This window comes from Algoriphagus terrigena DSM 22685 (assembly GCF_000429445.1).
Lineage (GTDB): Bacteria > Bacteroidota > Bacteroidia > Cytophagales > Cyclobacteriaceae > Algoriphagus > Algoriphagus terrigena.
In genome coordinates, this window is sequence record NZ_AUBW01000016.1 from 24,812 (window position 1) to 48,787 (window position 23,976).

Annotated in this window: 10 protein-coding genes; 7 read left to right on the forward strand and 3 right to left on the reverse strand. The window is 46.7% G+C overall.

Translation table 11 applies throughout. From position 1 onward, the window contains the following. Nucleotides 1-255: 255 nt before the first annotated feature. The 7 genes from G459_RS0115040 to G459_RS0115075 all read left to right on the forward strand — a co-directional run bounded on the left by G459_RS0115040 (nucleotide 256) and on the right by G459_RS0115075 (nucleotide 19,128). Nucleotides 256-3,942 carry a sensor histidine kinase gene (locus G459_RS0115040; RefSeq protein ID WP_026968381.1) on the forward strand — a complete coding sequence of 1,229 codons (3,687 nt, stop codon included), beginning with the start codon at nucleotides 256-258 and terminating at the stop codon, nucleotides 3,940-3,942. 255 nt (nucleotides 3,943-4,197) lie between these two features. After that, entirely contained in the window at nucleotides 4,198-4,377 is a 180-nt protein-coding gene (locus G459_RS0115050) for a hypothetical protein (protein ID WP_026968382.1), read from the forward strand. Nucleotides 4,378-4,500: 123 nt separating this feature from the next. Further along, nucleotides 4,501-9,042: a hybrid sensor histidine kinase/response regulator transcription factor gene (locus G459_RS0115055; protein WP_084454525.1), complete on the forward strand. Its 4,542-nt coding sequence runs from the start codon at nucleotides 4,501-4,503 to the stop codon at nucleotides 9,040-9,042. 388 nt (nucleotides 9,043-9,430) lie between these two features. Continuing rightward, a complete protein-coding gene (locus G459_RS0115065) occupies nucleotides 9,431-10,414 on the forward strand; it encodes a pepsin/retropepsin-like aspartic protease family protein (protein ID WP_026968384.1) in 984 nt (327 codons plus the stop codon). Nucleotides 10,415-10,548: 134 nt separating this feature from the next. Beyond that, a complete protein-coding gene (locus G459_RS30605) occupies nucleotides 10,549-10,743 on the forward strand; it encodes an ATP-binding protein (RefSeq protein WP_342664334.1) in 195 nt (64 codons plus the stop codon). A gap of 212 nt (nucleotides 10,744-10,955) precedes the next feature. Next, entirely contained in the window at nucleotides 10,956-16,862 is a 5,907-nt protein-coding gene (locus tag G459_RS0115070; protein WP_026968385.1) for a S8 family serine peptidase, read from the forward strand. A 136-nt stretch (nucleotides 16,863-16,998) separates the two neighbouring features. Beyond that, nucleotides 16,999-19,128: a tetratricopeptide repeat protein gene (locus G459_RS0115075; RefSeq protein ID WP_026968386.1), complete on the forward strand. Its 2,130-nt coding sequence runs from the start codon at nucleotides 16,999-17,001 to the stop codon at nucleotides 19,126-19,128. 76 nt (nucleotides 19,129-19,204) lie between these two features. Here G459_RS0115075 and G459_RS0115080 read toward each other — a convergent pair whose 3' ends face one another. From G459_RS0115080 to G459_RS0115090, 3 genes are read right to left on the reverse strand one after another with little or no spacing between them, the layout of a single operon-like run. After that, entirely contained in the window at nucleotides 19,205-20,257 is a 1,053-nt protein-coding gene (locus G459_RS0115080; RefSeq protein ID WP_026968387.1) for a 2-oxoacid:ferredoxin oxidoreductase subunit beta, read from the reverse strand. Continuing rightward, on the reverse strand, nucleotides 20,232-22,067 hold the full coding sequence (locus G459_RS0115085) for a 2-oxoacid:acceptor oxidoreductase subunit alpha (protein WP_026968388.1): 1,836 nt from the start codon (nucleotides 22,065-22,067) through the stop codon (nucleotides 20,232-20,234). The genes G459_RS0115080 and G459_RS0115085 overlap by 26 nt, the downstream gene beginning before the upstream one ends. Then, nucleotides 22,064-23,866: an FAD-dependent oxidoreductase gene (locus tag G459_RS0115090; RefSeq protein WP_026968389.1), complete on the reverse strand. Its 1,803-nt coding sequence runs from the start codon at nucleotides 23,864-23,866 to the stop codon at nucleotides 22,064-22,066. Before G459_RS0115090 ends, G459_RS0115085 begins: the two co-directional genes overlap by 4 nt. Nucleotides 23,867-23,976: the final 110 nt, after the last annotated feature.

Below are 23,976 nucleotides of genomic sequence, written 5' to 3' on the forward strand. Positions count from 1 at the left end.
TGGAATTCCGGTATATGGTTCACGTCTATAGATCATTTCTCCAATCTGTGTAGGTCGTAGAATTCGTTTCATAGTCTTTTTTGCGCGCAAAAAGCCGATCCAGCGCTTAGTTTTCACCCTCCCATTGGAAATAGATGTCAAAATAGGAGGATTCAAAACCATTTTTTATCCTATATAATTTGGCTATCTTTTTCAAAAAATTCTGGAAGGGCTATTTTCATCCACCCTTTCCTCTGAATCTTTGGAACGAAGTCCATGAAACAACAGCTCCGATATTTCGGAATTTTCATTTTACTTTTTTCATGTCAACAGGGAGAAAAAACTCCTGAAGCGACAGCGGGTTCGACGAAGCAAGCTCCGGAAGTCACATTGCTGTCCAGCTTGCCAGACTCGCTCAAACCTCAGTCTGTCTACCTGAAGGATTCTCCACCTCCACGAGTCATCGCGCTGCCGACCAAAGACGGAGGAAGCTATTCCTATCGGGACGACGCAGGCGATCTGGTCACCTACGAGCTGATGGTACCCAAAAGACAAAACCTGCTCGTCTCGACAGACCCAAATGGAGTGGTCACCACCGACGAAAACGGTCAGCCCTTCCTCTTGGGAGAAGGCGGAGTATCACAGTTCAGAGCCTATACCTCGGACGATGGACTTCCGCTTGACGGCGTCAACTGCGCAATTTTAGATCGCAGGGGGCATATTTGGTTTGGGACTAACGGAGGCGGACTGAGTCAGTATGACGGCAGCAGCTTCACCAATTACACCACATCCCAGGGGCTGGCGGGTAACACCGTGCGGAGTATCTGGGAAGACAGCAAAGGGCTGATCTGGATCGGAACAATCACCGGAGTCAGCAGCTTTGACGGACACACTTTCACCAGCTACACGCTGGAAGATGGGCTTGCCAATGAGGTGATCTTTGGCATCACTGAGGACCAAGAGGGAAATATCTGGATGGGCACCGGCGGCGGGGGGATTCTAAAATTTGACGGAACGAAATTTACCAACTACACCGCAGAGGATGGTCTGGCAGACGACTTTGTGATGGCCGTCGGGAAAGATCTGCAAGGCAACCTCTACTTCGGCACCAACGGCGGAGGCATGAGTAGGTTTGACGGAAAGACCTTCACCAACTACTCCGAAGCGGACGGACTGGCGGGCAATCGGGTAAGGAGCTTTGGGGTCGCCTCGGACGGATCACTGTGGATCGGGACCATCGGCTCGGGCATCAGCAGATTTGACGGGAGTACCTTTCAAAACTTCGATATCCATGACGGTCTCGCCGACAACATCGTTCGTGCGATCCAAGAAGACCGACAAGGTCAAATATGGTTTGGGACGGAAAGAGGGGCGAGTCGTTTTGACGGAAAAAAATTTACCAGCTATACCCGAGATCAGGGCATGTCAGCCAACAGCGTTCTGGACATTGTCCTGGATGACTCGGGAAAGATCTGGTTTTGTACAGACGGAGGAGGAATCACCCGGTTTGACGGCTCTTCCTTTACCAGCTTCACGATGAATCAGGGGCTCGGCGCCAACATCATCATGAGCTCGCTGGAAGACCGGGAAGGCAATCTTTGGTTTGGAACCTCGGGTGGCGGAGCCAGCAAATTCGACGGCAGCGGCTTCACGACCTACTCACTTTCGCAGGGACTGGCCGGAGACATCGTTTATTCCATGGTGCAGGATCGGGGTGGAAACATTTGGTTTGGCACCGGTGGCGGGCTGAGCAAATTTGACGGTAAGGATGTGACCTCGTATACGACCGCACACGGACTACCCTCCAATGAGGTCTACTCAGTCATCGAGGATGCCAACGGAGCGCTTTGGGTAGGCACAGAAGACGGAATCAGCCGGTTTGACGGTGCAAGTTTCACCCGATTTGGGCCGGAGCAGGGGCTCGCTGGATATATTATCCTTGGCATGCAGGCTGAGCCGGACGGGTCAATCTGGGTGGGAGCTGTGGATGGAGGCTTGAGTCATTTTGACGGTGAAAAATTCGTCACCTTCACCCAAGACCAGGGCTTGGCCAACAATGGTGTGATTCAGGTTAAGTTGGACGAGCAGCAAAATGTCTGGGTGGGCACCGAGGAAGGGATCAGCTTTCTTTCCAAAGACTCTAAAGCGATCGCTATCTCGGATAATGCGGAGCAAAAACCACTTTTCCACAATTTCACCACAAGCAATGGCCTCCCCGATGATGTGATCCAACAGATCCTGCCGATGAGCAATCAAAAAGTGGCCGTGGGAACCAACCTGGGGATTGCTTTTTTTGACGTGCCAAAAGGGGAAGACTTCTCACAACTGGAGAATCTTGAGATCTTCAATTCCAATACCGGCTATCCTGTCAAAGATCTCACTGACGGGCAAAACGGGATGTTTCAGGATCGAAATGGGATCCTCTGGGCAGGGACTGGAAGTAACAAATCAGCCTTGGTTCGCTTTGACTATGATGCGCTGATCCGAAATAAAAACGTCCCAAAGGTTTTCTTGAAGCAGCTACGACTGAACGAAGAAGTGATCCCCTGGAGCTCACTCGAATCTGCTGGTGAATCCGACCAATCGGCCGAGGTGGAAGAGGCCTCTACCTTGGGAAAAGTCCTGAACAGCGAGGAGCGAATCAGACTGCAAGATCGGTTTAAGAATATCACCTTCGACAGCATCGCGCCTTTTTTTCCGATTCCCCAGAATCTCGTTTTACCCTTTAGACACAACCACATCAACGTTGATTTTGGCTCCAACGAGTTGGCCAAGCCCTTTTTGGTGGAATACCAGTACATTCTCGAAGGCTACGATCAGGAGTGGAGTCCTGTGTTGAAAAAGACCAGCGCCACATTTGGCAACATTGAGGAGGGCGACTATGTCTTTAAGGTCCGCGCGAGGTTCACCGGCCCGAGCGAGGGAGAGGCCGGGGAGTGGACGGAGCCGATCAGCCTGTCTTTCACCGTACTTCCGCCCTGGTACCGCACTTGGTGGGCGTTTCTGATCTACACGATGCTGTTCTTGTCGCTGATCTACCCAATGCACCGCTATCAGCGAAACAAAGCCATCCAACAAGAGCAGGAAAAGGCCCGGGAACGGGAGCTGGAGCAAGCACGTGAGATCGAAAAAGCCTACACGAAGCTGGAGTCAGCTCATGAAAACCTCAAATCAACCCAAGCGCAGCTGATCCAGCAGGAAAAACTCGCGTCTCTCGGCCAGCTAACCGCGGGGATCGCCCACGAAATCAAAAACCCGCTGAACTTTGTCAACAACTTCTCCGGGCTGAGTTTGGAGTTTTTGGAAGAGATCGAAGAAGAACTCGAGAAAATGCCACCAGCCGATGCCTTGGACAATGTCAAGGATCTCCTGTCTGACATCAAAACCAACCTGACCAAAATCAAACATCATGGCGGGCGGGCAGACGGCATCGTCAAGTCCATGCTGATGCACTCCAGGGGCGGCAGCGGCGCCATGGAACCGGCCGATCTCAATGAGGTCATCACCGAATACGTCAACCTGTCCTTCCATGGCATGCGGGCCAATAAAAATCCGATCAACGTCGACGTCAGTCTCAAGTTGGATCAAAGCATTCCAAAGATTCCTCTCAACGTTGAGGATTTTAGCCGTGTGATCTTGAATCTGACCAAAAATGCCTTCGACGCCATGCGTGAAAAAATCGTCAAAGTCGGGCCGGAGTACAAAGCCATCATCGAAGTCCGTACCAAGGATCTCGGCGACAGCATCCTGATCGAAGTCGAGGACAACGGTCCCGGTGTACCAGATGAGATCAAAGACAAGCTGTTGATGCCCTTCTTCACCACCAAAAAAGGAACAGAGGGAACGGGTCTCGGTCTCTCGATCACCCACGATATCATTAAAGCGCACAATGGCTCGTTGGACATCACTTCGGTGGTCGGGGAGTGGACTAGGTTTAGCATTACAATCCCGAAAGTTTCCTGATTTTCTAAGTTCCCCTTATCTGTTAATAGTCAAAAATTACCTTAAATTAACGTAGCCACTATTTTTAACGTGTCTTAGGCTTTCAGAAATCTCATGGGAGTGATTGTTTTTTCGATTACAAAGTCCCTGTTGATCAGTATTAAATCTAGCGTACAAGTCTGGGTTTTGAAAATTCCAATCGTGGAATTTCTGCCAAAACATGGCCAAGGGGCTAGAATTGAGTTTTAGGAGTTTATAATCCCAAATCCCTTTTCTATGAAGGACAGTACCAAATATCATGATTTGGAAGGCTCTGGCTCAAGTGAGAGTCAGGAGAAGTTCTTGCAGACCAAAGGCGTCACTGCTATGGTCCAGGCATTCCCGACCAAATCCGTGACAAATTCCCTCAACCTTTCTTTACTACCAAACCTTTGGGGGGAATGCGGCATGGCATGAGTTATCATATTGTGAAAGCGCATGGGGAGAGTTGAAGGAAGGAGAAGAGAGTGAGTTTATTATTCTGTTAACTAACGTCTTACGTAAATAGATGGTTCTAAACAAAGCTCAAAATTTAAAATCATGAAGGCTAACCAATTTTTTTGCGTGTTCATCGTACTAATAGGATTTTCCTGTACTACAAAACAGGAGGTTTATGTAATTGAAAATAAAGTAAAACAAGACACCCTTGTTCCAATAGAGTTTACATCCCTAAACAACCTGCCAGACAGCCTGAAACCAAAAACTGTACTCTCAGATAAAATGCCTGCACCCAGGATAGTACGTTTGAATAGCGGGGGCGTAACAAGAATGCTTCCCGTTTTAAAAAACGAAAAAGGCGAAACTATTTTGGATTCTGAAGGCAAGCCCTTTATCCTGGGTGATGGTGGCATATCAAATTTCAACAACCTTACGACCGACAACGGCCTCCCTTTGGATGACGTTTATTGGTCGGCGCTGGACAAGTTCGGAAATCTCTGGTTTGCCACTGCAGGGGGAGGCGCCACTCGTTATGACGGTAAATCATTCACTACGTTCACCACCGATCAGGGGCTTGCAAATAATAATGTTTATATCATCACCACGGATAGAAAGGGGAATCTTTGGTTCGGCACAGATCATGGGGGTGTAAGCCGCTATGATGGCAAATCATTCACCACGTTTAACACCACTCATGGGCTTGCAAGTAATTATGTTCAATGGATCACTGAAGATAAAACCGGGAATCTCTGGATAGGCACGGTTGACGGAGGTGTCAGCCGCTATGACGGAAAATCATTTAGCACGTTTACCACCGCTCAGGGGCTGGCAAATAACAATGTCATTTACATCACCGGGGATAAAACGGGGAATGTATGGTTCGGTACTCTTGGCGGAGGTGTAAGCCGTTATGATGGCAAATCATTCAGCACCTTTACTACCGCTCAGGGGCTTGTAAATAATTTTGTTCAGAGTATCACCGAGGATAAAACAGGAAATCTCTGGTTCGGCACTAGAGAAGGTGTAAGTCGTTATGACGGTAAATCATTCACCACGTTTACCACTGCTCAGGGGCTGGCACATAACAATGTCATTTACATCACCGGGGATAAAACGGGAAATCTCTGGTTCGTTACTCTTGGCGGCGGTCTCAGCCGTTATGATGGCAAATCATTCACCACGTTTACCACCGCACAGGGGCTTTCAGGTAATATTGTCATGGGAGCTACTGAGGATAGAGCGGGAAATCTCTGGTTCAGCACACGAGGCGGAGGAGTAAGCCGTTATGACGGCCAATCATTCACCACGTTTACCACCGCTCAGGGCCTTGCAGATAATTTTGTTTTCAGCATGGCCGAAGATAAAACGGGAAATCTCTGGTTCACTGGAGGCGAAGGTGCCAGCCGTTATGATGGCAAATCATTCACCACGTTTACCACCGCTCAGGGGCTTGCACACAATAGTGTTGGTAGCATCATCGAAGATAAAACGGGAAATCTCTGGTTCGGCACTGCAGGAGGTGTAAGCCGGTATGACGGCAAATCATTCACCACGTTTACCACTGCTCAGGGTCTTGCAGACGGTTATGTCCGTAGTATCATTGAAGATAAAACGGGAAATCTCTGGTTCGGCACTCTTGGCGGAGGAGCAAGCCGTTATGACGGTAAATCATTCACCACGTTTACCACCGCTCAGGGGCTTGCACACAATAGGGTTGGCAGCATCATCGAAGATAAAACGGGAAATCTCTGGTTCGGCACTGCAGGAGGTGTAAGCCGGTATGACGGCAAATCATTCACCACGTTTACCACTGCTCAGGGGATTGCAGGCCGTTATGTCCATAGTATCATTGAAGATAAAACGGGAAATCTTTGGCTCGGAACATCCGAAGGGCTGAGCGTGTTTCCTGCTGACGAAGTCAGGAACTTAACAGAAAATCCTGTCCTGAGCGAAGTCGAGGGTGAGGACAAAGAGAAGAAAAAGGAAATGATTTCTTCACTGTTCAAAAGTTATAGAATAGCCGATGGCCTACCCGACGATGAGGTGAAGCAGGTTTTGCAAATGCCCGATGGTAAAATGGCGATTGGCACCAACCTGGGGATCACCCTTTTTAACCCTTCTGATGACTTTACCAAACTGACCGATATAGAAATATACAATACCAATACAGGCTACCCGGTAAAGGATGTAAGCGCTATGTTTGTAGACAGCAAGGGCATGCTATGGATAGGTACAAACAGCGAAAAAACAGCTTTAGTCCGGTTTGATTATACAGCATTGCTCAGAAATACTGAGCCTCCAACAGTGGTGGTACAAGCTGTAAAAGTGAAGGATCAGCCTGTTTGCTGGTACAATCTGCTATCAAAACAGGAAGGAAAAAACAACTACGACAGTGCAACAGTCTTATTGCAGGAATTTTTTGCCTATGGAAAAGGTATGTCTCCATCCAAAAAGGATTCACTGGAAAAAAGTTTTGCCAGACTTCGGTTTGATGGCATCACTGAATTTTATCCCCTGCCTGAAAACCTGATGCTGCCTTATGAATTTAATCAAATATCTTTTGAGTTTGCCGCCATTGAAACAAGCAAACCATTTTTGGTTAACTATCAATATATGCTTGAAGGGTATGACCAATACTGGAGCCCTGTGACCAAACGCAGCAGTGCCAGCTTTGGTAATATGCACGAAGGAACTTATACTTTTAAACTTAAAGCACAGGGAGGCAACGGGGTATGGTCTGACCCCATTACTTATACTTTCAAAGTATTACCACCGTGGTGGCGGACCTGGTGGGCTATTGCGTTATACATACTAAGTTTTGTATCCGGTGTCTATCTATTCATTCGCTGGCGCACGAAAGCACTGAAGGATGAAAAAGAATTACTGGAAGTTAAAGTATCAGAACGCACCACCGAATTGAAAAATTCATTACAAGACCTCAAATCCACCCAGGCTCAACTCATAGAATCAGAGAAGATAGCTTCCCTCGGCCAACTCCGCCTGAGTGAATTGGATGCTCTCAAAACCAAACTTTACACCAATATCACCCATGAATTCCGAACTCCTCTGATGGTTATTTTAGGGATTGCGGATCAGGAATTGGATAAACCGAGTGAGAATTATAGGGAGGATTTGAAGACGATTATCCGTAACGGGCAAAATCTGTTGACACTCGTCAATCAGATGCTCGACCTCAGCAAACTTGAAGACGGAAAGTTAACCCTGCACTATCACCAGGCTGATGTCGTGGCTTTTTTGGAACTTATGGTTAACAACTTCCACTCCTTTGCTGAAAATAAGGGAGTCAGGCTTCACTTCCTCTCAGATACAGACCAGTTTAATATGCCATTTGACGGGGTGAGATTGCAGCAAATTGTATCCAACCTTATTTCAAACGCCATCAAATTCACTCCAAAAGGAGGCAACGTCTATGTGTCCATTAATACGACAAATGACACGTTTGTCCTAAAGATCAAAGACACCGGAATTGGCATAGACGAAGCTGACCTTCCTAATATTTTTGACCGGTTTTATCAAGCAGATAGTTCTCATACCAGGCAGAGAGAAGGTACCGGAATAGGTCTAGCAATAACCAGCGAATTGGTAAAGTTGATGGAAGGAAGCATAACTGTCAAAAGCTATAAGGGCAATGGAGCTGAATTTGAGGTGGCCTTACCCATACAGGCTATTTTGAATGGAATAGAAAACGTTGAAGGAGTTTCTGTTCTGCCAGGCAATTTCTCGTTGGAAAACATTGTTCCAGACTATGAGAGTCCTGTTCCGGCTTCGATCTCAGAAACCCACAAAGAAAACGGCCATCGAAATCATCGCCCCACAATATTGGCGGCAGATGACAATGAGGATATCGCAGTCTATCTTGCTTCGTGTCTGAAGGATGAATACGATTTTGAAATTGCAAAAAACGGACAGGAATGTGAACAAATGGCTTTTGAACTGATTCCAGATCTGATTTTAATGGATGTGATGATGCCTTTCAAAGACGGTTTTGAAGTATGCAAGGCTCTGAAGACCGACGAACGCACCAGTCATATTCCCATCATCCTGTTAACTGCAAAAGCTGATTTCGACAGCAAGATCGAAGGGCTGGAACAAGGCGCTGATGACTACTTGATCAAGCCCTTCTACAAGAAAGAACTGCTTCTGCGCATCAGGAACCTACTTAAATTGCAACAACAATTACAACAGTATTTCCGCTCTTCGATAGCGTTCGACTATTCCAAAAACCCACCTGCCATAACTCAACAAATTCCTACGAGTAGTATCCCTACTCCACATATGCTATCGTCCAAAAGCTTGGAAAACCGATTCGTTATGAAAGTCAGAAAAGAGATCGAAGCGCATTTGGACGACAGCAGCTTTGACGTCGAAAAGCTTTGCCAGGCCATGGCCTTGAGTCACTCACAAGTTCACCGCAAACTTTCAGCTTTAACGGGCCTTTCTGCTACCTATTTCATTCGATTTGTCCGATTGGTCAAAGCAAAAGAATCACTCCTCCGGCCCGAATTGACTATTGCATCGGTGGCCTACGATTGTGGCTTCAATGATCCCGCTTATTTCAGCCGGGTTTTCAAACAGGAGTTTGGCCTGACTCCTCAGACTTGGAGAGAAAAAAATTCTGATTGAGAAAACGCTTTCGTGATTATTCTCTTTCTTACCACTGCCCACCGTTATCACGTTTGAGACTATTTCAAAGCTGATCCTCAGAACGATCAGGAGCGGTCCGAGCCATCGCACTCTCTTTTTTTGCGTCACTTTTCTAATTCCCTTTCGCCTTTAAAGGTGAAATTGAGTCTTTCTTTTAGGGCTTTCCGAAGATATCCTGCGAAAAATGCAATCCCTATCCTACTGATACACTCTCAGTCTAAGGACCGCGCCCTCTGTCCTATCCGCGCAATTCAAGTCCAATAGAATCAAAAACATCCCATCCATTTTTGACTACCAATTGATTCGGAGTTGTCTCCATACGCAACTCCGTTTTTCTAAAGAAATTTTTTAACTAAAAATAAACAAGATGAAAGCGCTCCTATTTTCTATTGCTCTTGGTGTCATGCTGCCTTTTCTCAGTCCTAAAAACGCACCTGTCACCAGCGTTTCATTTCAACTCATCCGTAATCTAATCCTAGTCAAAGGATCAGTGGATGGCAGAGAAGGTCTTTTTATTCTGGACACCGGTGCTTCGGATATGATCTTGAATAGCCGCATTTTCAAGGGCAAGCCAACAGAAAAGAAATTCTATGGAATTCACGGAAATGAGATCGAAAATGAAATTAAATACATAGAGTTTAACCTCGAAGGATTTGAAAAGAATATAGTCGCACACGTGGCTGATTTCACTGCTTTGGAGAAAATAACTGGTTTGCAACTATTTGGGGTGATCGGCAATAGTTTATTTAAATATTGTGAAATTGTCTTAGACTATACCTTTAAGGAAGTGACCATCTATCAACTCGATAAAGATGGAAACCGCCTGTCTTCGAAGAGTATCCATCAGAAACCACAGGCCACCATACCCACTTTTGTCGGACGAGGCTTTCCCATCATAATAGTAGATGCAAATGGAAAACAGCTAAAAATGATTCTGGACACAGGTGCCAGTGCTAATGTCATGGACAGCCGGCAAATCAACCACCTGAATTCAGATTTATTACGGGCGAGAGCGGATTCAATTACAAGTTTCGGACAAGACCTAGTTCCAGTAAAATCTTTAAAAGTAAATGAATTGAAGATAGGCGACCTTCCCTGTCCTTCTATGAAAACACTTTTTGTCCCATTGAATCAACTAAATAAAAACCAATGGGGAATAAGTGTCGATGGCATATTGGGGTATGAATTTCTTAGCAACTTCCGAGTGGCTATCAACTTCCGAAAAAGGGAAATTTATCTTTGGGATCGGGAATCTGTGGAACTACAGTGGGCTGTTGCAAATAAGAATTTGAGAAACAATAAGGTTAATAGACCAAATTGGGAGGGTGATTTAAATCGTTTTGACAATTAGTTCTAACACAAAACAGGATCATCAACAATGCTTTTTAAGCCTGCAGGAGAAAAGACCTGCTTAGCCCTTATTACCAACGCGTTGAAAACCTCGCAGGTAAAAGGCGCCATGTGACTATCGCCACCAAAACCTTGGTGATATATCCAAATAGACTACGGTTCCGGCATCCCCAAATCTTCCTGCCCTTCTTTATTACTAAACCCACAGGACAGGGAACAGAATTGAGCTTGAGTTACTATATAGTGAAAGCGCATGGAGGGGAATTGAGAGTGGAAACCAAAGAAGGGGAAGGAAGTGAGTTTATCATTCAATTACCGACTTCTTACTAAAGATTACCTGTATTCCTATCTTCGCAATAGGTTGAACAGCATGTTATTCTTAAAATAATTTGATACCTTAGAAAAATCCTTTTACAAAAGGTAATTTGCATTTTACTCGCCAAAAACTATGTTTTTTGCTTAGAGGGTTGGATTTTAGATTTTATCAGAATCCTTTCACTTTTTGACGTATTTAAATTCTTTGAAAATTTAACAGGTATCCAATGAGTAGACTCCTCACACTCGGTAACATGCTGTTGGTAGTATTGCTACTAGCGGCTAATTTTTCTTATGCCCAAACAGTTAAACTGGAACAAGGCCAGAATGGCGGGGTTGGCAAAGATCCTCTGAGCCCAATAGCCTGGGCAACCGGAAATTCCAATTCAGCCAACAGCCATTTCTATGAAGGGCAATCCATTCCCTATCGTTTGACCATTTCAAAGTTGCGGGCCGGAAACCATACCGTAGAAATTGAATGGGATACGCGGGCAAAAGACAAAAGTGCGATAGACTATATCACGAGTTTTAACAGAATCTGTGAGAACGTAATCCCAAATTCCGGCACTCCAAATTTTGGTTCAATTCCCACCCCAAATGGGTCTCCCCACCCTTCTTCGAGTTTCAGTAAACTGACAGATGATGAAAGAAAAATTGCCATTTATGGAGGTTCATTGGGCGAAACTAAGTACGTCCTGCAGGAAAATAATGCTGCAACCACCGCGGTCACCAGACTAAGCATATCTTTTACTGTCAGCGGCAGCAACGGACCAACTAACACAGTTGTAATAGCCTGGGGGGGTCATATCGCCAGCGCAACGGATTGGGGTGAAGGACAGTCAGCTTCGAGTATCACAGGATCCCCCTATCATACCAGGGTCTTTTCCCTAGATGGGAAATCCCTGGGAGGCCAGGACCGCTCGGTGCAGGCTGTTTCCGATGCCATTAATCTTGATACGGATTGTGATATACAGGGTGAAAGCGAAGTTTGTGAAGGTTCTCCAGCATCCTATACTGTACCTGCCGGAGCATCCACCTACACATGGTCAGTTACTGAGGGCGGAGAAATAACTTCCGGACATGGTACCAATTCCATCACAGTGAAATGGTTAAACTCGGGAACTGTATCAGTGGAAATAGACGATGAGCGGGCTTGCTTCCCTACTCAATGTAGCCTAGATGTGACCCTTACCACCCCTCCTGTCTTGTCTGTAACGGATGCGATATTGTGCAGCACGGAAAATGGTGGGGATACTGCTATTGGAAACTTGAACGATTATGCCACTGTCAGTTCTGGAGAGCTGATTTTTGAACGGAATGGCCAAATAATAGAAAATTCTGAATCGATTCTGCTTACCGACGGAGATGTGATTGAGGTCTCGACAGCAGGTAGTTGTGGCAGTGGGGAAACATTTACAATTACAGTCAACGATCGCCAGATTTTCGGTATCTGCTCCCAAGGCAAAGTATATGAAATTATCGGTTCGGAATTGACTGCTCTCAATGAAATTTTTAATCGGGGTCAAACAGTGGAAACCAACGAAGTCTTCTATATCGTCGGACACGAGGTACTGATTGAGGTCATATACATCAAGGATAAGTTTGGACAGGCTAAGGCAATCTTGGAAAGCTTAGGTTTTGTGACCCCAACCGAAGACGAACTTAAACAAGATCCCAACTCACTGATAATTGCCGGATTTCTTCCCATAGAAAGGTTATTGGAACTGAACCAATACCGAGATGAAATAAACTACGTACGTCCCGCGATCCCTCCTTTTACCAATAAAGGGGCGACGACAACTCAAGGTGACCGAGTCATGCGCTCTAACCTTGTGAGAGCAGGATATTCCCATTTTGAAGGAGACACGCCGATAGACGGAACTGGAATTAAAATCGGGGTGCTTTCTGACAGCTATGCCACACGAACGGATCCAGGAGTCAACACATTGGCAGCCGATGTAGCCAACGGCGACTTGCCGGAAAGCCTTTATTTTACCAGCGATCTTCCAAGTAGATTTGGAATCGGGACGGATGAAGGCCGCGCGATGCTTCAGATTGTTCATGACGTAGCTCCAGGCGCACAACTTGGCTTCCGAACAGGCGTAGTAACCGCGGGAGATTTCGCACAAGGGATCCGCGACTTAGCAGCTGCCGGCAGTGATATTATCGTGGATGATATCAACCACATCACGGAACCCTTTTTTAGCGATGGAAAAGTGGCAAAAGCAGTTAACGAGGTTACCGCCAACGGCGTTTCATATTTTACTTCTGCCGGGAACTTTGGAACCAAATCCTTTGAAGGTGTATTTGCTCCAGTCGATGATCCAACGATTGACTTACCGCTGAATGGCGGCGAATGGACTGAGCGCGGCCGTGTACACCAATTTAGCAGCGGCAATCCAACGCAATCCATCAAAGTCTTTCCCGGGCAAAATGGCCCTGCCGTGTATATGATAGTTCTTCAATGGGATGACCCACTTTATTCCGTTGACCAGATTGGAAGTTTGTACGATCTGGATATTTATCTAAAAGACTTTGGCGTACCCCTATTTGGTTTTAACCGAAACAATGCAAATGGTGATCCTATCGAAATCCTTTCATTTACTATCATCGAAGAAACCAACGTCGATCTTGTAATAGCTCGGGAGTGCGAAAGCTGTACTGACTTGGATTCCAATACAGGCATCGACTTCAAATATGTAGTTTTCAGAGGTGAGCTTGATCCAAACGATCAAAATGGGATAAATGCTTCTACTATTGTTGGTCATGCCAATGCAACGGGAGCAATGACAGTGGGTGCGGTGCTCTATGCCAATACTTCGGTTTATGGATTTGACCCAGCACTAGTTCCCAGTGGGACAGATGCATTCACGGTCGCTGCATTCTCTTCCAGAGGAGGAACATTGACCAATGAAGCGCTCCGCAGTAAGCCTGATTTCACGGCACCAAATGGCGGGAACACCACGGTTAGTCTTGGTGCACCGGACTTGGAAGATGATAACTTTCCAAATTTCTTCGGGACTTCTGCAGCAGCACCCCATGCTGCTGCAGTTGCCGCGTTAGTCAAGCAGGCCCGTGTTAAGTATTACCCAACAACAATTCCAACCGGCTGGCTAGGAGAGCCGGGCACGAGTCTGCCCGCCGATATCCGAAACTTACTTAAATCAACAGCACAGGATATGCATGAGCCCGGCGAAGATCTCAAGTCGGGTTCGGGACTTGTTCGGGCAGACCGGGCGTTGCTTTCACTTGCCGCACCCAACCCTGACAACATTGAGCTGGTTTATGATGAGAATATAAATCCCGGTGAAGTTGAGTTTAAGCTGATTGTCAGGGGAACAAATCTATATGAAGGTTCAAATGTCTATTTGAGGGAAGAGCTGTTGAATTCAACCTACGGAATTGATGAGCTTGGAAATGGTTATCTGGAGATTACTGTCCCACCATTCGTAGGAAATCCGGGAGTCACGGTCGTAAACAAGGCTATTTCGGATAGTCAGACAGACGGTGGAATTGCCGATCCGGAATTTTTCTTTGATGTCAATAAAAAAACCATTGCCATCCGCGCAGATGATCAGAGTAAAAAATATGCTCAGGCTCTAGAGCCTTTTACTGCCAATGTATATGAATTGGTTGACAATAATTGGGTACCAAGTGAACTGACTCTCGAAGAGGTTGGGCTCACATTGAATCCCGAAAATGAAAACGATACTTTGCAGGCGTTGACACTAGCCAGTCCAATCAATGGAGACTTAGCCGAAGTCGGCACCTATATCATAACAGCATCTCATGCGCCAACCGGTTTTGCTTTCTCAGACTTCTATAACTATGTAGGCCTGCTTCAGGAAGATGGAAATCTATTATATGATGGAATAAATAATGCCTTGGGAAACTACGGTCCGGGCATCATCACCGTAGATCCTTTACCGGTTACCATCAAACCGATTGACCTGACAGGTGAAACTGCTTTGGAATATGGTGAATCGATCAGCGATGCCATCCAATATGAAGTCATCATCTCTGATGAGGACGCTGCCAAAATCCTGGATGTGGGCGGATTGAAAGCTTCGATTCAAACTAATTATCTACAGGATCTGGAAAAGGCCAAACAAGAGGGTGACGATAGTCTTCCACTAGGCCTTTTTGATACTAATGGAAGACCTCTTATCAATTCCGAACTGATCAATCTCAGCTTTATGGTGAGTGGGCGGACCTTGATAAACGGTCGTCCTATTATCAATGGTAGAGTCCTTATCAATGGTAGAACCCTCATCAACGGACGGCCATTAATCAATTCAATCATTGATGTTCCAACGGGTTCTTTCCTGGATTATCTGGAAAATCCCGAAGATCAGAATTTAATGGGTGCAGAAATAAACGGTAGGACACTTATAAACGCTAGAACACTTATAAATGGACGCACATTGATAAATGGCCGTACTATCATCAACGGTCGCACACTGATCAATGCCCGTACAATGATTAATGGCCGGACCCTAATTAATGGTCGAACCCTGATCAATGCGGAAGGTAACGAAGATGAAATTGAAGAACTTGACAATGTACTAATCATCTTCAAAGAAAGTGACCTTGAGGAAGCTAGTGAAGTCGAAGTTAATTCCATTAAATACTACGACTTTGGTGAGGCAGATGAAAATAACCCCGAGGATGCCAATCTGGAATTCTTCTCTATAACCCTTGTAAGTGGTACCGGAGTCGGAAACCACTTCATTGTCCCTGGTAGTTTTGAAGAAAGAAACTTGAATGTTTCCTATTTACCCGCCAACTTGGAAATTACCCCGGCTGCATTAACAATAACTACTTCTGCAGATCCCTCGGAAATTGATTTTGGAGATCCTGCGCCTCAATATTCTTCTGAATTAGAAGGATTTGCTTACAGTAGCAATTTGTTGGACAGCGAAGGAAATGAAGTGGAAATTAAAGAAGATGAGGCCTCCGTTGTGGAGAAAATAGAGTATTCGCTCATCAAAGACGAGATAGTCTATCCTAGCACTGGGACTATTGACATTGGCACTTATAGCATCCGTCCTCAAGTAACATTCTTTACTCCAGCCAATTATACGGTCGATTTGGAAAACTCCACTTTGGGAAGCCTTACTGTTACAGGCTGTATCAATGAGGCATCAATTGTTGGGGAATTTGAGACAGCGATGGGAGCAGGAAATACCAGTAATCCTGCAATAATAAAAAGGCCTGCCAATACCCAAATCGGAGATTTGTTGATTGTCGGTTTGATGTTTGAAAAAGGACAGTCACCATCCATTACTCCTCATGACAAGGATTGGATACTGATCCAAAGAGTCAACCAGCTGAACCAAGTCGCCATGGCCACTTATTACAAAATTGTGAAAAGCAACAATGAACCGGAAACCTATGGATTCCGGATCAACCAAAGTCCGAAATGGACTATGGGAATATCCAGAGTAAGTGGCGCTGACATCCATCATCCAGACGGACCTATCGTGGAATTTACCGGGCTATCAGGGGCTCAGGGCTTCATTGCCACTGCGCCTTCGTTGACTACCACTGATTGCAATACCTTGATCATGCTTTTCTACTCCAACAAGAAAAATGCTACTTGGACTCCACCTGTAGGAACAATTGAGATCTACGACGACCCAAATAATCAGCAGGGTTTAACCTCCAATATGATGTCTCACTACACGCAATATAAACCGGGCGACACCGGGGATTTAAATGCCATTGCCTCGTTGAGTGAAAGTTGGGTAGCCCAAGCCATAGCCATTAGGCCTGTTGTAAACGACCTGGAATCTGCTAGGACAAAGCCGTTGCCAAGTGAAAGCGCGATTCAAATATCCGTATCGGAAGGAGTTTCGACGGAAGGGGACGAAGTGTCAGGCAAACTAAAAGCATACCCCAATCCGGTAAAAGATAGACTGAATCTCAGCCTCAGGGGTCTTGTCAAAGAAATACCCAATGAATCCTCACTAGTCCTCTCGGATGCTATGGGCAGAACACTTCCATGGAAAGGTGAATGGAATGAAAGAGAAAGCCGCTTAGAATTGGACTTCTCGCAATTGCATATCGGCTTCTACTCCATCACCATCAGCACCTTACAAGGCGTGAAAACCGTACGGGTGATCAAACAGTAAAGTCGGATCTTGGGGTAAAAAAAAGAATGGAAGTCCTTTCCATTCTTTTTTGCTTTATACAATTTGATCCAAGGGATGTTGTCGCATTTTGTTAAATTTAATTCTTCCGCACTTTAGCCCCGTGTTAAGCAGGTATATGAATATTTTTAAGTACGTCCTCTTTGTAACTCTATTATCTTTTATTCTTACAAATGGAAGTAGCGCCCAAACTACAAGAGCGGACAGCTTATCACGTAGCATTGCCCAACTGGATGACGATAGTTTAAAAGTTGATCTGTATGTGGATTTGGGCTTGGAACTTCTTGGTTCAGATATCAATCGTGGCCTTGGTAATTTGGATGCAGCCGTGCAATTAGGGACCGAAATAAACTACAAAGTGGGTCTGGCGAAGGCATACAACGCCAAAGGGAGGGCATACGCCCAACAGGGAAATTTTCAGGAAGCAATCTTGAACTTTCAAGAATCATTAAAGAATTTCCGCGAGATAAATGACAGGACGGGTGAAGCCAATATCCTCAGCAACCTCGGCTCTATTTACTTTATGTTAGGAAACAGCACCAAAGCGTTGGAGCTGCATTTTGAGTCTCTCAAGATTTCCGAAGAGCTCGACAACAAGCTAAGAATAGGAACTTCCTTCAATAACATCGGAACGGTTTATCTCGAAAACCGAAAAACGATCGATGAAGCGTTGGCTTATTTTAAGAAATCGCTGGGGGTATTTGAGGGCATACAACAGCAGCAAGGAATCGCCACTGCATCCATGAATATCGGGGAAGTGTATTTTCTGGAATCGAACTATGATTCAGCCATCTATTTTCATCAAATGGCTTTGGAACTTTGCGACGGCACCCTCGACGCCACATTTCCTCTCACCCAGTTGGGAGAGATTCATGCGGCAATGGGCAATTTCCCAAAAGCGTTTGATTTTCACAGGCGTGCATTGGAAATCTCCGAGAGATTGGATGCCAAGTTTGAGCAGACACAGGGCTTGATCGGTCTTGCAAAAACCCAGAGAAAACAGAAGAATTTTGCGGATGCCATCATCTCTTTGGAAAAAGCCAGATCGCTGGCGAGCGACATCGATGCTAAAGATGAAATGCTGGATGCTTATCTAAATTTAGCTGAAATACAGGCGCTCGTCGGTAATTTCAAAGCGGCTTATGAAAATGAAATCAGCGCGAAATCTGTCAAGGAAGAAATCGCAAAATCCAGTACAGAACAGATGATTCAGCAGCTTCAGTTTGAATTTGAATTGAACAAAAAAGAAGCTGAAATAGAGCTCCTTCAGAAGGATACAGAGTTGAAAAATGCGGCAGTTTTTAATCAGCGGATAATCATATTTGCATCTTTGGGAGGGTTGCTTATGTTCGTGGTAATCAGCATTTCTCTCTTTCGCAACAATCTGAGTAAGCAAAAGGCAAACCGACTGCTCCAAGGGCAAAAAGCGGAGATCCACGCCCAGCGGGAACAAGTAGAATCAGCTTACGAACAGCTGAAATCTACCCAAACCCAATTGATACAATCCGAGAAGATGGCAAGTCTTGGGGAACTCACCGCCGGCATCGCACACGAGATTAAAAATCCGCTGAATTTTGTAAATAACTTTTCCGAAGTCTGCACCGAATTGATCGAGGAAATGAAAGTAGAACTCGTTGAGGGAAATCAACAAGGCGCCGTCGAGATCGCTGACGATATAAAGATAAGTCTGGAAAAAATCCACCAGCATGGTGAAAGGGCGAACTCCATTGTACAAAGGATGCTGGAACATAGTCGGTCAAAAACTGGCGAGAAGGTATCGATAGATATCAACGCCCTGGCAGACGAGTATTTAAGACTTTCTCACCTCGGTATACAAGCAAGAGACAAAAACTTTGCAGCCCACTTTTTGACCGATTTCGATCCCAGTCTACCGAACATCAGTGTGGTACCGCAAGATATCGGAAGAGTCCTTTTGAACATTATCAATAATGCTTTCTATGCTTGCACAAAAAATACTCCGGCGGATAGGCATCCCCTTGTGACTGTCTCCACTAAAAATCTTGAAAAAGCGGTAGAAATCTCCATCAGAGACAACGGCGTCGGCATTCCCGATGAAATCAAAGACAAGATCTTCCAGCCCTTTTTTACCACTAAGCCAACCAAAGAAGGAACTGGCTTGGGATTGTCATTGGCCTATGATCTCGTCAATGCCCACGGGGGCGAAATAGTGGTTGAATCAAAAGTAGGAGAAGGAAGCGAATTTATTATCCATTTGCCTTTATTCTAAAATTTTCCTCCTTGTAATGAAGGCGCGTTGAGTTCCTAAAATCCTCCGTTGCAGATCTGACGCAGACCACTTTTCCTTACCTGAAGCTCTCATTGATCTGATCAAGCACTTTCGTCCCCGGATTTAAGTCTTCTTCCTTCAATTGATTTAGCGGAGTTTTAGCCGTATTCAGAGTTCGATGAAGATCCTTCCAGTCTGAATTGACATACAGCAATCCAGTCAAAATCTCCTCCTCCATTCTGGCCTTTTGCAAGGCATTCACAGCAGAGAGCCGATCTTCGGGATCCCAGTCCCGCGCCAGTTTGTTCAGCTGGATCTCCGAATCATCGTGCATTGCCACAGGGGTCGATGTTCCCGCCTCATAGTCAACGCTGATCTCATTTTTCATCGGAACCAGATCCTTTGCCGAAGTCGCTTCTATGTGTTCACGCACATAATCATAGGATTTGGTAGACCCGGGATTGTTGTTAAACGTAACACAGGGCGAGATCACATTCAAGAAGGCAAATCCCTGATGTCGGATCGCAGCCTTGAGCAGAGGAATGAGTTGCTGTTTGTCGCCGCTGAAGCTTTGTCCCACAAAAGACGCCCCCAACTCAATCGCCAAACTGGCGAGATCGATGGCCTGAAAAGGGTTGATGGCTCCGGACTTGTTTTTCGATCCCAAGTCAGCAGTCGCCGAGTCCTGCCCTTTCGTCAGTCCGTAGCAACCATTGTTCATCACGACATAGACCATATTAAGATTTCTACGAATGACATGGACGAGCTGCCCCATCCCAATCGAAGCGGAATCCCCATCTCCGGAAACGCCAAAATAAACCAGGTCTTTATTCGCCATATTCGCGCCAGTAGCCACGGAGGGCATTCGCCCATGCACAGAATTGAAGCCGTGCGAATTGCCCAAAAAATAGGTGGGAGTCTTGGAAGAACACCCGATTCCGGAGATTTTGGCAACGAGATGCGGCTCGATATCCAGCTCATAACATGCCCGCACGATCGCGGCGCTGATGCTGTCATGTCCACATCCGGCACAAAGTGTCGATAAACTTCCTTCGTATTCCTTGAGCGTGTATCCCAATTTGTTTTTGGGAAGCCGGGGATGACTAAACTGTGGTTTGAGATAGCTCATGGCTGGTGCTGTTTTTTTGGTTTAGGTAATTGGTGATTTGCTTTTTGATGGCGTCAGCGGTGATCGGCATGCCGTCGTAATTGAGCACAGGCACCAGTTTTTTGGGATTGCAGTCGAGCTCCATGAGCAGCATCTTTCGCATCTGGGCATCTCTGTTTTGCTCGATGACAAAAAGAGTCCCGTGGTTTTCCACAAACTCAACCACGTCGCTTCCAAAGGGGAAAGCTTTGATTCGGATCGAGTCGACGGCAATTTCTTCCTCTGCCAGCAAATCTCTGGCTTCCTCGGACGAAAAGCTGGATGTGCCGAAGAACAAGATGCCGATAGCATTTGAGCTTCCCGAGATGTTGATCTCAGCAGCAGGAACCATCGTTTTGGCAGTTTCCCATTTCTTGATCAACCGATCCATATTTCTCTTATAAGCTGCCCCGTCTTCGGTGTAGGCGGCGTACTCATCTTTGGAAGTACCCCGTGTAAAAAAAGCGCCCTTGGTCGGATGCGTCCCCGGATAGGTTCGATAGGGAATCCCGTCCCCGTCCGAATCCAAGTACCTGCCAAATTTCCCTATTTCCTCCAGATCGTCCGCGGTCAAAACCTTCCCCCTCTTGTATTTGCGGCCTGCATTCCATTCGAAGGGCTCGCTGACATGGTCGTTCATCCCCAAATCCAGATCCGTCATGATGATCACCGGAGTTTGCAATTGCTCCGCCAGATCAAAACTGGCGGCAGTCATCTCAAAGCATTCACTGGGACTTGCCGGAAAAAGCAGGATATGCTTGGTGTCTCCGTGGGAGGCGAAAGCAGCTGCCAAGAGATCGGATTGCTGTGTTCGGGTCGGCATCCCGGTGCTTGGGCCAGCCCGCTGGACATCTATCAGCACAGCGGGCACCTCTGCAAAGTAGGCCAATCCCAAAAACTCGCTCATGAGCGAAATGCCCGGGCCGGAGGTCGCGGTAAAGGCTCTTGCTCCATTCCAATTCCCTCCGATCACCATGCCCATTGCTGCCAGCTCGTCCTCTGCCTGCACGATCGCAAACTTATTTTCACCGCTTTCGTCCTTTCGGTATTGCTTGCAATACTTTTCAAATGCTTCAGCCACCGAAGTCGATGGGGTGATCGGATACCAAGCCATGACGGTGGCGCCGCCGAAGACGGCCCCCAGACCGCAAGCTGTATTTCCGTCCACCAGAATCTTCCCATTCAGCAATTCCCGCTTTTCCAGGCTAAAGTCCAGCGGGTAATCAAAGTGCTCCTCCACATACTTCATCCCAAGGCTTAGCGCCGCAAAATTGGCTTCAACGAGGGCCTTTTTCCCTTCAAATTGCTCCTCGATCAGCGTCCGAATGACGGCATCATCCATCGCCAGCAGCCTGACCAGCGCCCCGACATAGATGATGTTTTTCAGCAATTGCCGTTTACGCGGGTCTTCAAAAGCTACATTGGCCATCTCCATCATGGGAATGCCAAGGTAATTGATACCCTCCCTGTAGTATTCCGGGCTTAGTTTTTTGGTGCTGTCGTAGATAAAATATCCGCCCTCCTTCACGCTCTGCACATCCTTGGCCATACTTTGAGGATTGACACTCACCATGAGATCGATCCCTTCCCGACGACCCAGGTAGCACTTTTCGCTCACCCGGACCTCGTACCAGGTAGGCAGTCCCTGGATGTTGGAGGGAAAAATATTCTTGGGAGTGACCGGAATTCCCATTCGGAAGATGGTCTTGGCAAACAGGTAGTTGGCACTTGCGGACCCTGTCCCGTTCACATTCGCAAAACGGACGATAAAATCATTGATTCGATGGTTCATTTGCTGATGGAGGGAAGGGGTGGAATCTGATACGCTTTGGTGACGCTGTAGAAGTACTTTTGCATGTCCCAGGCAGAAGTCGGACACCGTTCGGCGCAAAGCCCACAGTGAAGGCATACGTCCTCGTCTTTGACCATCACCCGCCCGGTTTTCAAGATGTCAGAGACCAGGATGTCCTGAGACGTATTTTCGGCAGGCACAAGCAAATTCTGCCGGAGCTGTTCCTCGTCCTCGTTGACAGTAAAAGTGATGCAGGAAGTCGGACACACGTCCATGCAAGCATCGCACTCGATGCAGCGATCTTCAGAAAAAACCGTCTGCGCATCGCAATTGAGGCATCGCTGGGTTTCCTTATAGGCCGTACGAATGTCAAAACCCAACTCGACCTCTTGCTTTCGATCCTTCAGTGTCAGAGACTTTTTGGCCTGTGGCACGATATATCGTTGGTCTATGGCGATCTGACTGTCATAGCTCCACTCGTGGATGCCCATTTTTTGGCTGACCAGATTAGTGTAGGGAGAGGGTCTGTCTTGGAGGTCTTTTCCCTCGCAAAATAAATGGATCGACACGGCGGCCTGATGTCCATGAGCTACCGCGGTGATGACATTTTCCGGCCCAAAGGCCGCATCTCCTCCAAAAAAAACGGTCGGTAGCGTGGATTGAAAAGTCGTGCGATCCACCACGGGCATATCCCACTCATCAAACTCCAAACCTAAATCACGCTCGATCCAGGGAAAGCTATTTTGCTGCCCAATGGCAAGAAGCACCGTGTCCGCCTCTATAAATACCTCCGGCTCCTCGGTCGGAATCAGCTGCCGTTTCCCCTTCTCGTCATACACGGCCCGTACCTTTTGAAACTTCATCCCGGTCAGCACACCGTCGGAGACTTCGAAACTTACCGGCACATGGTTATCCAAGATTTGCACATCCTCATGAGCCGCGTCCTCTTTTTCCCACGGAGATGCTTTCATTTCGCCAAAAGGACTCCGCACGACCACTTTGACGTCCTTGCCTCCTAATCTTCGAGCAGTCCTGCAGCAATCCATCGCTGTATTTCCTCCACCGAGGACAATGACCTTTTGGGAAATCGACTGGGTGTGCTCAAAGGCCACACTCGCTAACCACTCGATGCCAATATGAATGTGAGCAGCTCCTTCTTTTCTGCCCGGAAGCTTGGGTAGATCTTTGCCTCTCGGCGCGCCGGTACCGACAAACACCGCATCATAGTCCTTCGAAACGAGGTCTCTGAGGCTTTTGACGTAGGTCAGAAACTGCGTATGAATTCCCAAATCCAAGATATAATCTACCTCCTCATTCAGGACAGTCTCCGGTAGCCGAAAGGAAGGAATCTGGCTTCGCATCATCCCACCGCCGGCAATCTGCTCATCAAAAAGGTGTACCTCATAACCTAACGGCGCAAGATCTCTGGCCACAGTCAGCGAAGCGGGACCTCCGCCGATTAGGGCAATTTTCTTTCCGTTTGGGGGAAAAGGTGCCTGAGGCATGAGTTGCTTTACTTCGCCTTTTTGGTCGGCAGCGACTCTTTTCAACCTGCAGATGGCGACGGGCTCCTCTTCGACCCGCACCCTCCTACAGGCGGGTTCACAGGGTCGGTCGCAGGTTCTTCCCAAGATACCGGGGAAGACATTTGACTCCCAGTTGACCATGTAGGCTTCGGTATACTTCTCGGCTGCAATCAGCCGGATGTATTCCGGCACGGGTGTATGGGCGGGACAGGCGTACTGGCAGTCCACGACCTTGTGATAATATTCCGGATTCCGGGTATCGGTGGGCTTCATAGTTATTTTGGGTTACTATTATTTTAGAAAAAATCGAAATTTAATGCGGGTATTCGATAATTAATATAATTATTAATTCTGCAAAAATGGTAACAGACAGCTATTTATGA

Coding starts and splice junctions, on each gene's coding strand:
- G459_RS0115065 (WP_026968384.1), top strand. CDS start 9,431: ATGAAAGCGCTCCTATTTTCTATTGCTCTTGGTGTCATGCTGCCTTTT.
- G459_RS0115055 (WP_084454525.1), top strand. CDS start 4,501: ATGAAGGCTAACCAATTTTTTTGCGTGTTCATCGTACTAATAGGATTT.
- G459_RS0115075 (WP_026968386.1), top strand. CDS start 16,999: ATGAATATTTTTAAGTACGTCCTCTTTGTAACTCTATTATCTTTTATT.
- G459_RS0115040 (WP_026968381.1), top strand. CDS start 256: ATGAAACAACAGCTCCGATATTTCGGAATTTTCATTTTACTTTTTTCA.
- G459_RS0115050 (WP_026968382.1), top strand. CDS start 4,198: ATGAAGGACAGTACCAAATATCATGATTTGGAAGGCTCTGGCTCAAGT.
- G459_RS0115080 (WP_026968387.1), bottom strand. CDS start 20,257: ATGAGCTATCTCAAACCACAGTTTAGTCATCCCCGGCTTCCCAAAAAC.
- G459_RS0115090 (WP_026968389.1), bottom strand. CDS start 23,866: ATGAAGCCCACCGATACCCGGAATCCGGAATATTATCACAAGGTCGTG.
- G459_RS0115085 (WP_026968388.1), bottom strand. CDS start 22,067: ATGAACCATCGAATCAATGATTTTATCGTCCGTTTTGCGAATGTGAAC.
- G459_RS0115070 (WP_026968385.1), top strand. CDS start 10,956: ATGAGTAGACTCCTCACACTCGGTAACATGCTGTTGGTAGTATTGCTA.